Here is a 15,024-nt window from a genome sequence, read left to right as displayed (position 1 = left end):
GTTCCTCGTTGCCATGAGGCATCAGCATCAGCATCAGCATCAGCATCAGCATCAGCAAAGTAGAACCCACTATAGAGTCTTTACTTAATAGCTTTATGATCCTCAAATTCCTTGCCATTATCGGATGTAATCGTCTTAACGTGTAGTCTCACTGGAGTTAGCATAACTACCATAGCATCCGCGACCAGATGAGCACTCTTTTTAGTCACTCGCTTCATCTTAACCAAACCTGTCTTTCGCTCTACTACTGTCAAGATAGCTTGTTTGTGGTTTTAACCAATGATGGTGTCCGCTTCCCAATCACCGATGCGGGATCGCTCTTTTACTACATGAGGGCGCTCATGAATTGAGATCCTGTCATTAATACGCCCACGAGTCTCAGTGGTAAGCCTTTGACGATAGGGTTTGGCTTTGCGTCTTAAATATTGCCATAGCGTGCCGCCTTGCCTCTTATCAGTCCATAAGTAACAATAGATACTCATGTGACTGACTCCACTATGAACGCCTGCTATTTGCTCAGGACTCCACTGCAGTTTAAGCTTAGTCACTACCCAGTCCCAGACGTTTAAAATGATGGTGAAGGCATTATTTGCTCGCCTCGCTTTAGCTGTGTTGTCTGCATGCTTTGCTCGGTACCCTCGTAGGCTTTTATTGCGTCTAAGCTATCTTGATATGGTGCTTGGACTTCTGCCTAACGCCCCTGCTATAAATTTAATACTATGTTGTGCCCCTTTAAGGGCATAAATCTGATATCGTTCCTCTAGGCTTAGATGTGTATAGCTCATGGTTGCAATGTCACTTTGGCGGTGGATAGTAGATTTGATGCTAGCGCATCTAGGCCTCTTTTTCACCTGCTCTTTGAAATTGCACTTCATATGTTAATCTAAGTATTAATAAAATCGTTATTTTAGGAAAAAGAAGTAATATGCAGCTATAAATCCGATAATACCAATTAGTCTAACCCAAATACTCCCACCTTCTGATGAACTATTAGAACTAAAATTGGAAGAGCTCAATCCACCATCGCCTACATAAACTCCGTGACCGTAAAGACTACCATGTTCATCATAGTTCCAAATCGTATCACCTTGCTGAACACTTACTGAATGAGCAGTGAACCCTTTCAAACCAGACCTCTCCCCCATTCCTAAACCAATCTGAGCTTGAACCACTCCTCTTTCGTTATATATGTAGATGTTGCTGCCTTTTTGGATAACGTTAGTGATCATAGCGAAACCTTTTTAATGTTTATTGTTAATATTTTACTAGCTACTCATGCTCACTGAAGTTCATTTCAGTACATAGCCAATGATTAGATATCTCTTGTTCAGCATACTTAATGGTTTTGGTAATGAGCTTCTAACTCAGTTTCGGATCACTGAAAATTTCTTATTTTTGCGAACTATAAGCTTTCTTGATTATACAGATGCAGGAACTGAGGCAAAAACTAATAAAGAACTAATAAAGAACTAATAAAGAACTAATGATAAAGAATTTATTCATATATGAAACCTTAGTGATTTTGTCAAGATAACTAAATTAATTTGTACTATAGATAGTATTATACAAACCAACTAAAGTACACAAATTAGCAATCAATGCGATAGATATAACTATGTTTTATGCAATAGCTCTTAATCACATAGTTGATTTGTAATGTTATAATATACCAAATTAGTTAATGATTTAGATAACATGCCAGCACTTGCCACTACTCACAGCCTAAACGACTACTTAAAGTTACCTATCTCACGCTATCGTGAGCAGCTAAGACAAGGTAATGCTCAAAGTATCGAAGTAAGCTACACCCATCGCAGCAAACCCTATCAATACTCTATTCAGCTAACAAAAACATCATGCAACTATGGCGGTAATCGTTACTGGTGGCTTTGTCCTAAGTGTTATCAAAGAACATCAACCTTATATTGCGCTGGCTTATATGTTTGCCGTCATTGCATTGGTGCAAATTATGGCAGTCAGTTACAGCAACCCATTGACCGCATTTATAGTAATCTGAACGCCTTACGTGAGCGTTTAGGCTGGCAAGTAGGGATTATTCATGGCATTGGTGAACGTCCTAAAGGAATGCATCACAGCACATATGAGCGACTGCTAGTAGAGTATGAGCAGCTGACAAACAAACTGATAAGGACATTCTACTAATGCGACTACCTGACATTAACGACTTGATCCAAGATTTACAGTTAGCAAAGCAGATAGCGATTGATGACCGCAATCCAAACGCCATAGTCACAGCCACAATGAGCCAAAGCAAGTTACTAGGATTAGATAAGCCACAGCTCAAAGACGTTGAGCCAATAGCAAACAGACCTACAGTGATAAGATTAGTAGCGCCTAAAGTTGATGAGAACGAACGGATTATAAAATCATGACTATTAGAAAATTAACATTAGATGACTTACTTGACCAGTTGGAACAGGCTCGACAGATAGCGATAGACGACCGCAAACCGTCTGCAATGATACAAGCCACTGCTACTATGGCAAAGCTGATAGGGTTAGATAAGCCAGTGCTGAAAGATGTTTATGCAGACAACAAACCAGTAGTATTTAATATCACTGGAATATCAGCTAATGACGCAAGCCAAGCCTATAAAAATATTATGGGATAAAGAATGCAAATGAATATTGATGACCTGATGACAGAATTGGACGATGCTAGATTGACCGCCAAAGCCAATGGACAGGCGTCTGCTATGGTTGCTGCTACCATGTCAAAAGCAAAGCTACTGGGACTTGATAAGGGCGTTACTGATGATAACGAGGTGCGGCCGATAAATATAATTGTCCGAACCGTTGACGCTCGTAAACCTGACAGTTAATAGATAAATAATTAAATTCTCCTATGGCTACAAATAGTCAAAAATTAAAGCTACTGGCTACCAAAACGGCTACCAAAACGGCTACCAAAACGGCTACCAAAACGGCTACCAAATCAAATTCAAATAAAAATATTGTTAATTAAAACAATTACTTAATACAATAAAAAAGACCATCCGTAGACAGTCTTTTTATAAATCATATTACTTTTGCTTAACCATAAAACCTATAGCAAAATACGGCGTGGATCAGCCAATAAGCTTGCAATATAGCGGGTAAATACGGCTGCATCAGCGCCATTAATCACGCGATGATCATAAGATAGCGATAGTGGCAACATCAAACGCGGCTCAAAGGTTTGCTTAGCTGCATTCCAACGAGGCTGCATACTTGCTTCTGATATCCCTAAAATGCCCACTTGTGGCCAATTTACCAGTGGCGTAAATGCCGTACCACCTAGATTACCTTGACTTGATATCGTAAAGCTTGCGCCCTGCAAGTCTTTGGTCGTTAGCTTCTTATCACGGGCTTTGACCGCAAGTTCCCCAATTTCAATGGCAATCTGCTTCAGACCTTTATCTTGCACATTTTTGATGACAGGTACAATCAAGCCGTCGTCAGTCGCCACCGCAATACCCATATTGACGCTCTTACGTAAGATAACTTGGGTATTATCGTCACTCAAATGACTGTTAAAACGTGGATGCTGGGTTAAAGCATACGCAGTTGCTTTAACAACAAAGGCTAAAATAGTGAAACCGATACCTTCTGCTTTCATACTGCCTTTGAGCTCACCACGTAACTTTTCAGTGTCAGTGATATCAGACAAGTCAAACTGCGTCACTTGCGGCAGTAAGGTATTATAATTAAGCTGCGGTATTGACACTTTTTGGAGGCGGCTTAAGTCTTGTACCTCTGTCTCACCCCATATTTCAGTATTACTCATATCAGGTAAGCTTGGTAGGCTTGAGCTGACTCCATTAACACTAGCAGGTACCGTTTTTTGAGTATTCAGGCTATCTTTCACATGTGCAAATAAATCTTCTTTTAAAATACGGTCATTGAGCGCCGAACCCGTTACTTGGGAGATATCAACTCCTAGCTGACGCGCAAGCTTACGCACGGCAGGACCGGCATGGATATCGACCATTTTTTTATTGACTTGTGCTTCGGTAAGCTTATCATTTGCAGCACTAGTATCAGTCGTAGATTTAGTAGCTTGTTTTGGCGCGCTTGTTGTCTGCGACTGATGAGATTTCTCAGCCGACTCAGCTTTATTGGTTGAATCAGCAGCTTTTGACTCTTGCGACTGAGAAATATGTGCTTTAGTCTCATTCGTACTACTGGTGCTATCAGAGCTTTCACCAATAATGACAATAAAGTCTTGACCGTTTGCGACCATATCACCGGCTTGCACTAATATTTTTTCAACCTTTCCAGCTTCTGGCGCCGGCACTTCAACCGACGCTTTATCAGATTCAATCAACAAAATCGACTGATCAGCACTGACGATATCACCGACACTGACCATAATCTCAGACACTTGCGCTTCATCGACTCCTAAGTCCGGCAAGGCATGAGTCGTTGCTTTTCTTGCTTGTTCACCTGTTTGTTGGACAGGTTTAGAAGTATTTGATTGAGCTGCTTTGCTGTCTGCTTGATTTTCATTTTGTTGATCAGCGATTGGCGTTCCTTTATTTTCTGTATCAGTGCTTGGACTATGGTTTTGGCTGTCAGTATCAGCTTCGCTATCAATCTCAATGAGGACCATACCTTCGCTCACTTGATCACCAACTGCCACGCTAATTTTAGTTACTTTGCCGGCAGCCGAGCTCGGTACTTCTACTGACGCCTTGTCAGATTCTAATAAAATGATATTGTCGTCTTTTGCAATAACGTCGCCAACTTCGACCATAATCTCACTGACTTCGGCGCTATCAACACCCAAATCGGGGGCTTTAATGTCCATCCGTAATTCTCCTTGTATTATGATTGCCTTGTCTTTTGGCTATTCTTTGACGTCATCATCATTGAGTAAGGCGGCGTCAGCTGGGTCCTCTGCGCGACCTTCGCTACTTATTTCATCATCATCTTCATCGACAAACTCTGGTACAGGACTCGGATTAACATTATCAGGGGCTGGCGCGTCTGGGAAATGATCATAATAAGGCTGTTGTTGCCATGCAGGCGGTTGATCCGCTTCGATACCAAAGCTTGAAATAGCGTCTTTTACCAGACGCATCTCAACTTCACCTTCATCGGCTAAGCGCTTAAGCGTTGCTACAACAATGTGAGCGGCATCGACATGGAAGAAGCTACGTAATTGCTCACGGGTGTCTGAGCGACCATAGCCATCAGTACCTAAAGTCGTATAAGGGCGATTGTCCGGTAACCATGCGCGGATTTGCTCTGAGTAGTTACGCATATAATCTGTTGCGGCAACCACGATACCTTCGTGCGGAGCCAGCTGCTCAGTAACCCAAGGCACTATCTCTTCTTCCATCGGATGCAGGCGGTTATAGTCATCACACGCCATGCCATCGCGAGTCAGCTCGTTAAAGCTGGTCACGCTCCATACATTGGAGCTGATGTTAAACTCGTCTTGTAATATTCGTGCCGCTTTTTGTACTTCACGTAAAATAACACCAGAACCGAGTAGCTGAACTTGGCTTGAGCCGTTGTCTTCTAGCAAGTACATACCACGCTTAATACCTTCTTCCACGCCTTCTGGCATAGCAGGTTGTTCGTAGTTTTCATTCATTAAGGTTAAGTAATAATAAACGCGTTCGCCCTCGCCATACATGCGGCGTAGACCATCATGCATAATCACTGCCAGCTCATAACCAAAGCAAGGATCGTAAGTCACGCAGTTTGGTACGACGTTAAATAGAATCTGAGAATGGCCATCTTGATGCTGCAAGCCTTCGCCATTTAGCGTAGTACGACCTGCTGTTGCGCCAAGTAAGAAGCCTTGCGCCTGACAGTCACCTGCCGCCCATGCAAGGTCACCAATACGTTGGAAACCAAACATCGAGTAGTAAATATACATTGGAATCATCGGTAACGCATTGACAGAATAACTGGTTGCCAGTGCAATCCAGGTACTCATCGCACCCGCTTCGTTGATACCTTCCTCTAGCATATGACCATCGATGGCTTCTTTATAACCCATCAAAGCTTCACTGTCTTCTGGGGTATACTTTTGTCCAGAAGCCGAGTAAATCCCCAATTGACGGAACATACCTTCTAAACCAAAGGTACGCGCTTCATCAGGAACGATAGGCACAACGCGGTCTTGAATGTCTTTATTTTTTAACATCGCAGATAAGAGGCGTACAAACACCATGGTGGTCGATTGTTCTTTACCATTACTGCCTTTCAGTATGCGATCAAAAATAGATAAATCTGGAATATTCAATGGAATATGACCACTACGGCGATTGGGCAGATGACCACCTAAGGCTTCACGACGACCTTTTAAGTACTTCATCTCCAAAGAATCTTCTTTCGGGCGATAAAACGGTAGCGTCTCTAACTCTTCATCGGTAAAAGGTAAATCAAAGCGATCACGGAAATACATCAGGGCTTCATGATCCAATTTCTTGATTTGATGCGATTTATTTACCGCTTGCGCTTGGGTCGACAAACCATAACCTTTAACGGTTTTGACCAAGACAACGGTCGGTTGACCTTTGGTTTTCATGGCTTCACTAAAAGCAGCATACACCTTCATCGGATCATGACCACCGCGGTTTAAGCGTGAGATATCATGGTCAGATAGCTCGTTTGCCATCTCTTCTAGCTCTGGATATTTACCGAAAAACTCTTTACGCGTAAATTCAGGCGTACGGGCTTCATACAACTGATATTCACCGTCGACCGCTTCTTCCATGCGATACTTAAGCACACCAGTCGTATCTTTATCTAACAAGGTATCCCACTGACCACCCCAAATCACCTTAATTACACGCCAGCCAGCACCGCGGAATACGGACTCAAGCTCTTGAATAATCTTGCCGTTACCACGCACTGGTCCATCAAGGCGCTGTAAGTTACAGTTGACGACCCAAATTAAATTGTCCAATTTCTCACGGCCGGCAAGCGAAATGGCACCCAAGCTTTCTGGCTCATCGGTCTCACCATCACCCAAGAACGTCCAAATCTTGCGATCCTCTTTCTCTAACAAACCGCGGTTTTCCATATAACGATGCACGTGCGCATGGTAAATGGACATAATCGGACCCAAGCCCATCGACACGGTTGGGAACTGCCAATAATCTGGCATTAAGTACGGATGCGGATAGCTTGAGAGACCCTTGCCGCCCACTTCACGGCGGAAGTTTTCTAACTGCTCTTCGGTCAGACGACCTTCTAAATAAGAGCGCGCATAAATACCAGGCGCTGAGTGACCTTGATAATAAATCATGTCACCGCCGAAATGATCACTGGCAGCACGGAAGAAATGGTTAAAGCCTGTTTCATAAAGAGTCGCACTTGAAGCGAAGGTCGCTAAGTGACCACCCAAATCATCGTCATTTTTATTGGCACGCATAACCATTGCCAACGCATTGTAACGAATCAAAGCGCGAATTTTACGCTCAATCGTCAAGTCGCCTGGGTACATCGGTTCATCTTCGACTGCGATGGTATTGATATACGCCGTATCGAGACGGTTAAAGGGCAGCCCTTCTTGTACCGCCATGTTGTATAACGCTTTTAATAAAAACTGCGCCCGATCCTTGTCAGCATGTTTGATAACGGACTCAAAGGCTTCCAGCCATTCTTGGGTTTCGGTGCTATCAGCATCCTTATAATAATTCATCTTTCTTAATCCTTTTTATCAGTCAGCCCTGCACAATGACAGGGTGTTATTAAATCAGAGTGTGGTACGTATTCTAATGAGCAATCGATTACTTGATGACTTCCTTGCTGCATCTAAGCATTGCATTATATTTCATGGTGATGACAGAAAAATCTAAGCAACTTATATCACTGTCTATTAGCATAGCGAGATAAATAGATATCGTTGTAAAACCTGACGAGAGCCTATATCTGACACTCACTATCAAATGATAATGACACTCTATTATAGTTACTTATTAAGGGTTTGTTTATAGCTATGAATAAATGCCAATATGACAAGTATTTCTGAAATAAATAGTGATTAGTTATTAGATGAATATTTGAAGACAGAGTCGATAATAATTCGCTATTCTTGCAATGACTTACTTAAGGATTTTTAGCAAGTTTAATACTGTCTATACACCTCATATCCTTTATCAAAAATAAACCACCTATAATACTAAGATTAGTTATTAATAAAGATTTAAGTGAGGTTCAATTATGGAAAGTTCATAATCCAAACATGACTATAAAAACAAGGTAATATTTATAGTTAGTTATCTGAAGATAAAGTCATCACTATTTAACACTCCATAATTAAATAGCATATTCGTTAGAATTACATCATAATTCTTAAAATCTTGAGGCGCTATCTAGTTTATATCTTGATGCAATATTCACAGTCCATAATAGCCAATGACAATAAGCAAATTTATACTTAATACGCAAGCAGATAGTGATATAAGTTGAGGAAGAAATATAATATGAATCGCCTTAGTCTTTTACAGATTATAGTATTAGTACCTCTATTCTCTGGATTTTTATACAATACGGCCTATGCTAACAATGGACTAAAAATGGAACTGATAACGAATAAAGTAGTTATCCATGAGCGAGGCAAAATAACTTACATACCTGTACGAACTGCAGCAGCTGGCACTATTATTCAGTATAAAGTCACTTACACTAATACCTTAGCACAAGATATCAATGACTTAACTATTACCCTGCCAATCCCCACCAGCATGACATTCACTGGTGAAGCATATCCTATTAGTGCTCAAGCTAGTATAGATGGAAAAAACTATGCTGACATACCATTAATGCGTCAAGTAGCTGGTAAAGTCACTAAAACCCCTCTTGTTGAATACCGTTATATTCGTTGGAACATCAAACTATTACCTGCAAAAAAATCTACTGATGTATCATTGAATACCGTAGTTAATTAAATTTTCTAAAATACTCTCGATGACGACACCACTATAGAAGATACCTACTTTAAACTCCGTCCAAACAACCTTCTAATACCCACTACCTTATTATAAGGTTTATCTTATGCCTTACTCTGCATTTACAGCAGTTCCTTACAAAAAACCCCTATGTGCTGCGCTATCAGCTGTACTGCTTCTGTCAACTATTTCCTGTGTATCGACTACAAGCATTTCGCCAAAAAACGCTACGCTAAATGCAACAGACTACTGCCTTATCAGAAAAAACACTGACACTACAAGCCAAGCGACTGATTATACAGCCCAAAGTGTACAACAGCGCGCCATGAATTGCATGCTGAACGAACTACAAGTTTATCAGCAAAAAGACATGACCACCCGCCAGAAATATTTTGCTTACAAAGCTCAAGCTTGGCTGAACTACGCTACTCATAAAGACAGTATGAATAGTCGTTCAGACACTGCTGTGCAAGCCGCCCAAGCTGCAGAGACTATTCTACAAGCATTAAAAAATAATCAAGAACAGGCGCTTGAGCTTATTGAAGATATCCCATCGACCTCAACGTTAATGCGACCTGATTTATGGGCAACTTTAAACGCCCTTAAAGATAGTGGCGGTATCGTGAATGCGCCGCGTGAAATAGCTTTTAGTGAAGTGGCATTAATATGGGCAGCTACCGACCAATGTGAACGTGGCGTAAAATCATCAAACAGTCATTTTCGGATGGCCGATCGCTGGCTTGAGCAAGCACGCGAAGCTTTCGTCAATGCCCATGATTCAAAAACCAACGTTACTTTACAAGCGCTCATCGTGCGTTATTATGAAGAATACGCACCTCTAGACTCAAGCGATGATACTTGTAATGGTCAAGTGCTAGCAACGATTGATAAAAAGTAGGCGCATTGACAGCACAATCAATATTCAATAAAAGTTCAATCAATATTTAATAAACGTTTATTAAAAACGCGCAACAAAAAAGCCGACATCATGTCGGCTTTTTTACGTTTGTTATTTAGCTTAAAACTCTAGCCTAATTCCATAAATATTAACGATTTTTACGTGGTAATTTTTCTGGCAGATAGCAGCGCAGATAAGCGATAGACGCGGTATTGGCTTCTTGCAAATACTTATCAGTAATGCTCTGATGACGGCGATAAGAGACAGTAAAGATGGCGTTAATAATACTAAAAGTAATCAACAACACATCTTGAATATCTTCAAACTTGGGCACTTCATAACGCTCTGATAGGCGTTTGTATACCAATTGCACCACTTGATTGTCCATATGCTCACCAAAACTGTCGCCTTCAAAATCAGGGGTATTGGTGTCATAAATCAACTTGGCTTTGGTTTGATCTTCATCAAAGATTTTTACACAGCGCTCAATCAACGCGGTCAAATACGCTTGCCATCTATCATAGTCACCCGTTTCAACGGTTGTTAATACTTCTAAGATATCGATCGCGTTCAAAAAACGCAATGCTAAAAATATCGCTTCGATATTTGGAAAGAAATGATAAGCAGAAGCTCTTGGAATACCTGCTTCTTCGCAGACAGCCGCTAAAGTAATATCATTAATCGCTTGAGTTTCACTCAGTTTTTTCGCGCCCATCAGTAGCTTTTGACGGCGTGCACGACCTTGCTGACTGGTAAATTTAAATTTATTAGGGACCAGTTTTTTTGCCAGCTCTGAATCTACCAGCACATCTTCAATTTTGTCGTCTTTATTTTCGCTCATTATAAATCTCTTATTGTTACGCCCTATCTTCATAAATATAGTCTTCATCAGATAGTATCTGTCCTAAATTAAAGGACCACATTCTATCAACCGGTAATTTGGGCTAATAGCACCGCTACTATACTCAACGAAGAGGCATGATAAACGCTTGTATACTATGAAGCAAGGGACATGAATAGGTTAAAAAATAATTCACCAATTAACTGTCAAACAGGATTAATTATGAAGTTTTATTTTCGCTCTTATAATACCATGATCAGTAACTCTATCAGCATAATCCCACTTTAAGTGGTCATTAAAGTAGTCAACTCGCTCAACCTGACCGAGCGAAAACTTACTATCAGATAAAAACTCTTCAGAAACAAATAACTGATCAATAACTTCTGGCATACCCTGATAAATATGGGTATAAGCAACATCTTTCATCCAACCGTAACGGGCTTGGATACGAGCCGCATCAAACAATGCCACGTCACGCATACTTTTATCATAATTGACTTCACCAGTTTCGGTCATCAATTGGGTCGTGACACTACCGGTGACATCATTCATATCACCTAACAAAATCAGCGGCTCGCGAGTATGATGTAAGCGCTCAATAATAGACATGCGAATAGAGGCAGCTTCTGCTGCGCGTATACATAAACTACGCAGTTTGGCACGAACCCGAATATTGGGATCGTTCATATCCTCTAACAGATTACCGTTTGCATCACGTAAGAACAAAGCACGTTTGCTTTTAAGATGGGCAGTAATAATCGTTATCGGCTGCCCATAAGCGTTCACTCGTAATATAAGCGGTGGGCGAGTAAAGCGCTCATAAGGTCCTATATCAGGAATATCAATGACCGCTTTTGGTTCTACCTTTTGTAGCAACGTGCTCTCTAACTGCTCGAAGCGAGTGATAATACCAACGGCGGGTGTATTCTGTGCTCCCTTGCCTTGGGTATAAGGGCTTGCACTGTCATTACTGGCCAGCGGACTGATCACATGCTCAGGCTTAAAACCCAGTGAAATCGCCAATGCCTCGAGCGCATGACTATCCCATACCTCTTGTACAGCGATAATGTCAGCATGTGCTTTTACCAACAAATCGGTAATGCCGCGCAGCTTATGCTCGTATTCCTTATTGGTATAAGCAGGCGCGTTTTCGTAATAAACTCGGTTAGGATTGGCAAAATTAAGTAAATTAGCAGTCGCTATATAAAACTGCTTTGAATCATTGCCTTCAATCATAAATTACCTATTATTATTATTCTTGATAATTATGTCTTACCATTAAATATATTTATACATAACAACATTAAGTATATTCATGTATAAAAATATACACTAAAAAAGCCTCCAAAGAAACCTTTGGAGGCTTTAAAGTAGCATAAAATTGTCTTATTTTGTCTGTTAGTAGAGCAAAGTCTACAATCAGAATAACTCTAGTAATGAGAGAGTAAGCTTTCGTATTATTTACTTACTTATATCAAATAACCTATTGGTTAAGCTTAATAAGTCAAAGCTCATTTACCATTACTTTTTATTCTTACATGGTAAGGATATCACTACTATTAAGATACGCGATTCCATGCATCACGTGTTGCGCGACGCGCATCGTTCCATTCTAAACGCGACTCACCTTTTACTTCATGCCATGAACGTTCTAAATCTGATTCGTGATCTTCAAAACGAGCATCGGCTGGATAACGAGCGCGATTGGCATAACCGACAGCGTACGCTGGATGTAAGTCACGGTCAAAGTCATGACCTTCGCGATAGTAATCAGCATTGGCATGTGCTGCACGCCAATAAGCTTCCTCGCGAGTCGGATCAATCGCTTCTGCTGCTGCATGGCCAGCCCCGCCACCAACGATAGCACCAATAGCACCGCCGATTAAGGTTCCTAACGGACCTGCCATTGTACCAATAGCCGCACCTGCTGCTGCCCCACCGATACCACCGATACCTGTACCTAGCGGATGTGAGCCTGGCTCACCTGTGATTGGGTCAGCATTCAAATCTTCTCTGCTCTCTTTTGACATATGCTTGACAGCATTACGATCAACAGCATCATGCTCTTCGATGATATTATCATTTTCATGTCTAATAATCTTATTGCCATGGATATCATGATCAGTGCCAGTTAATCGACGTTCATTGTCATCGATTATGCGCTCTCTATCGCCGACTTCAAGATAGTCATCAGCGATTACACGGTTGTTAGGGTCTGTAATGCGTCCATCGTTATTCATAATATTATCCTTAAATTATTTGTTATATATTAGATTTATTAATTGCTAACTTATTAATCAATAGAAAATTAAATATCAGCGGTATTGCTTATTAACTCATCTAAAGTATAGGGATTTATGAATAGCGACAGATAGACAGGTTATGTAAACTTTGTCCAAATTGCGATTGCCTTGCGTTACAGCCTGTATCTTTATCACGAATTTGTAGGTTACCGGAGCGCTTTAAGTAATCTTTAACTGAGTTGTCATAACGCTTAAATGTCTCAAGTTAAACAATTACATTACTTTTAACGCTCTATCAATAGCTTGTTGCCATTTATTAAGATGCTGCTGACGAGTATCGGCGGACATTTCAGGCTCAAAAATACGGTCGACTTGCCATGACGTTTGCATCGTTGCTTCATCATATAAACCCGTTTTTAATCCAGCTAACAAAGCCGCACCTTTGGCAGTGATTTCTGTGTCTTTGGGGCGCAGTACAGGCACTCCCAATAAGTCAGCTTGAAACTGCATGAGTAAGTCATTATTAGCAGCGCCGCCATCGACTCTTAGCTCAGTCAATGGATGAGGACTGTCTTTCTGCATAGCGATGAGTACATCATAAGTTTGATACGCCACCGCTTCCAATGCCGCACGCGCGATATGAGCTTTGGTCGTACCGCGGCTCATACCGGTAATACTGGCACTGATGTCGGAGCGCCAGTAAGGCGCGCCAAGCCCTGTAAATGCCGGCAATAAAACCACATCTTCACTGCTATCTACTTGCCGCGCTAAACTCTCAACCTCACCGCTTTGTTGAATCATACCCAGATTATCACGCAACCATTGCACGATAGCACCGGCCATAAACACACTACCTTCTAAGGCATAAGTGACTTCTTTTTTGGGTGGTTGTAGCATACGTCTACCAGACTGGACGATTTGATCAAATGATAAATTGTCTGGACGAATTGGCGTTGATTTACGTTGCCAAGCGATGGTCGTTAGCAACTTATGCTCACTCAGTTTTGGCGTCTGACCTATATTCATCAGCATAAAGCAGCCCGTGCCATAGGTGTTTTTTGCCATGCCTGCATCAAGGCAGCCTTGTCCAAACAACGCCGCTTGTTGGTCGCCTAATACCGCCTGAATAGGAATTTGTTTAGCAAATAGTCCCTTTTTGGTTTTGCCAAAATCCCCATCAGATGGTAATACTTTAGGCAATATACTCATAGGTATGGCGAAACAGGCACATAGCTCCTCTGACCACGCAAGTTTATGAATATCATATAGCAGAGTGCGACAAGCATTGGTCACTTCAATGACGTGCTCGCCACCCGTTAATTTATAGATAAGCCAGCTGTCTATGGTGCCAACAGCAATCTCTCCTTTATTAGCGCGTACCCTTAATTTAGGATCGTTTTCTAATAGCCAAGCAATTTTACTGGCGCTAAAGTAAGGGTCCAAACGCAACCCTGTAATACGTTGTATCTCGCTTGCCATATCATCATGGTTATTATCTGTCTTACCGCTCGCGCTTTCTGCAGCAAGCGTCTTACAGTAGCTTGCGGTACGGCGGTCTTGCCAAATAATGGCAGGCGCTAAAGGTTTACCCGTTTGCTTATCCCACATCACGATAGATTCACGCTGATTGGTAATCGCAATACTGGTGACATCGGTTGCAAGTAGTCCTGCTTGATTAATCACGTCGTGGGCACAGCTAATCTGTGTTTGCCAAATCTGTTGTGCATCTTGCTCGACGAAACCTGCTTGCGGCGTCTTTAAAGTCGTCGGCTGCTGCGCCATTTTAATCGGACGGGCATGGTCATCGTACAAAATCGCGCGACTCGATGTCGTGCCTTGATCTAGCGCTAAAATATATCCTGCCATTGCTCACGTCCTATTTTAAATATAATATTATTTTATTTACTTTTAACAGCTAATTTTTATAACCATATATTTACTAATAATACTTATTGCATGGATTTTATTGCTATTTAAACGACTTTTTATCAAAAAATCATAGATATATCTATAGATAATGCTATCACTTATCCTTGAATGAGACACTTAACATAAAAAAGGGGCTCATTCAACGTGAAATAAGCAAATAGTGAGCACTGACCCGTCGCCATTATGGCCCTACAGTGTATGC

Annotated in this window: 14 protein-coding genes and 1 pseudogene; 6 read left to right on the top strand and 9 right to left on the bottom strand. The window is 41.4% G+C overall.

What is annotated here, in order from left to right; genetic code table 11:
• Positions 1-272: 272 nt before the first annotated feature.
• The 3 genes and pseudogenes from FQ084_RS06880 to FQ084_RS06870 form a co-directional block, all read right to left on the bottom strand.
• A pseudogene (locus FQ084_RS06880) lies at positions 273-650 on the bottom strand (IS30 family transposase); the annotation flags it as partial.
• A 12-nt stretch (positions 651-662) separates the two neighbouring features.
• Entirely contained in the window at positions 663-785 is a 123-nt protein-coding gene (locus tag FQ084_RS13460; RefSeq protein WP_188032918.1) for a helix-turn-helix domain-containing protein, read from the bottom strand.
• Between the two features lie 117 nt (positions 786-902).
• On the bottom strand, positions 903-1,229 hold the full coding sequence (locus tag FQ084_RS06870) for a hypothetical protein (RefSeq protein ID WP_149489893.1): 327 nt from the start codon (positions 1,227-1,229) through the stop codon (positions 903-905).
• A gap of 466 nt (positions 1,230-1,695) precedes the next feature.
• On the opposite strand from FQ084_RS06870, the gene FQ084_RS06865 reads away from it, so the two are divergent.
• From FQ084_RS06865 to FQ084_RS06850, 4 genes are read left to right on the top strand one after another with little or no spacing between them, the layout of a single operon-like run.
• Positions 1,696-2,163: a hypothetical protein gene (locus FQ084_RS06865; protein ID WP_149489892.1), complete on the top strand. Its 468-nt coding sequence runs from the start codon at positions 1,696-1,698 to the stop codon at positions 2,161-2,163.
• Positions 2,163-2,393: a hypothetical protein gene (locus FQ084_RS06860; protein ID WP_149489891.1), complete on the top strand. Its 231-nt coding sequence runs from the start codon at positions 2,163-2,165 to the stop codon at positions 2,391-2,393. The genes FQ084_RS06865 and FQ084_RS06860 overlap by 1 nt, the downstream gene beginning before the upstream one ends.
• Complete coding sequence (locus FQ084_RS06855; RefSeq protein ID WP_149489890.1) at positions 2,390-2,632, top strand: hypothetical protein; 243 nt, start codon at positions 2,390-2,392, stop codon at positions 2,630-2,632. The genes FQ084_RS06860 and FQ084_RS06855 overlap by 4 nt, the downstream gene beginning before the upstream one ends.
• 9 nt (positions 2,633-2,641) lie before the next feature.
• Entirely contained in the window at positions 2,642-2,842 is a 201-nt protein-coding gene (locus tag FQ084_RS06850; protein WP_149489889.1) for a hypothetical protein, read from the top strand.
• A 224-nt stretch (positions 2,843-3,066) separates the two neighbouring features.
• Here the strand turns inward: FQ084_RS06850 and FQ084_RS06845 are convergent, their stop codons facing one another.
• On the bottom strand, positions 3,067-4,809 hold the full coding sequence (locus FQ084_RS06845) for a 2-oxo acid dehydrogenase subunit E2 (RefSeq protein WP_149489888.1): 1,743 nt from the start codon (positions 4,807-4,809) through the stop codon (positions 3,067-3,069).
• A 39-nt stretch (positions 4,810-4,848) separates the two neighbouring features.
• On the bottom strand, positions 4,849-7,662 hold the full coding sequence (aceE, locus tag FQ084_RS06840; RefSeq protein WP_149489887.1) for a pyruvate dehydrogenase (acetyl-transferring), homodimeric type: 2,814 nt from the start codon (positions 7,660-7,662) through the stop codon (positions 4,849-4,851).
• Between the two features lie 784 nt (positions 7,663-8,446).
• Here aceE and FQ084_RS06835 point away from each other — a divergent pair.
• Entirely contained in the window at positions 8,447-8,911 is a 465-nt protein-coding gene (locus tag FQ084_RS06835) for a hypothetical protein (protein ID WP_149489886.1), read from the top strand.
• Between the two features lie 106 nt (positions 8,912-9,017).
• On the top strand, positions 9,018-9,809 hold the full coding sequence (locus FQ084_RS06830; protein ID WP_149489885.1) for a hypothetical protein: 792 nt from the start codon (positions 9,018-9,020) through the stop codon (positions 9,807-9,809).
• Positions 9,810-9,957: 148 nt separating this feature from the next.
• Here the strand turns inward: FQ084_RS06830 and FQ084_RS06825 are convergent, their stop codons facing one another.
• The 4 genes from FQ084_RS06825 to glpK form a co-directional block, all read right to left on the bottom strand.
• The gene (locus FQ084_RS06825; protein WP_149489884.1) at positions 9,958-10,650 is read right to left on the bottom strand and encodes a TetR/AcrR family transcriptional regulator; all 693 of its coding nucleotides are present in this window, start codon (positions 10,648-10,650) and stop codon (positions 9,958-9,960) included.
• Between the two features lie 216 nt (positions 10,651-10,866).
• Entirely contained in the window at positions 10,867-11,886 is a 1,020-nt protein-coding gene (locus FQ084_RS06820) for an endonuclease/exonuclease/phosphatase family protein (protein WP_149489883.1), read from the bottom strand.
• A gap of 323 nt (positions 11,887-12,209) precedes the next feature.
• Positions 12,210-12,680 (bottom strand): hypothetical protein, encoded by a 471-nt coding sequence (locus FQ084_RS06815; protein WP_223144867.1) that lies wholly within the window; start codon positions 12,678-12,680, stop codon positions 12,210-12,212.
• Between the two features lie 486 nt (positions 12,681-13,166).
• The gene (gene glpK, locus FQ084_RS06810) at positions 13,167-14,759 is read right to left on the bottom strand and encodes a glycerol kinase GlpK (protein WP_149489881.1); all 1,593 of its coding nucleotides are present in this window, start codon (positions 14,757-14,759) and stop codon (positions 13,167-13,169) included.
• Positions 14,760-15,024: the final 265 nt, after the last annotated feature.

It is taken from the genome of Psychrobacter sp. ANT_WB68, assembly GCF_008369115.1.
Lineage (GTDB): Bacteria > Pseudomonadota > Gammaproteobacteria > Pseudomonadales > Moraxellaceae > Psychrobacter.
The sequence above is the reverse complement of the archived record's forward strand: the minus strand, read 5'-3'. Positions and strand labels throughout refer to the sequence as shown.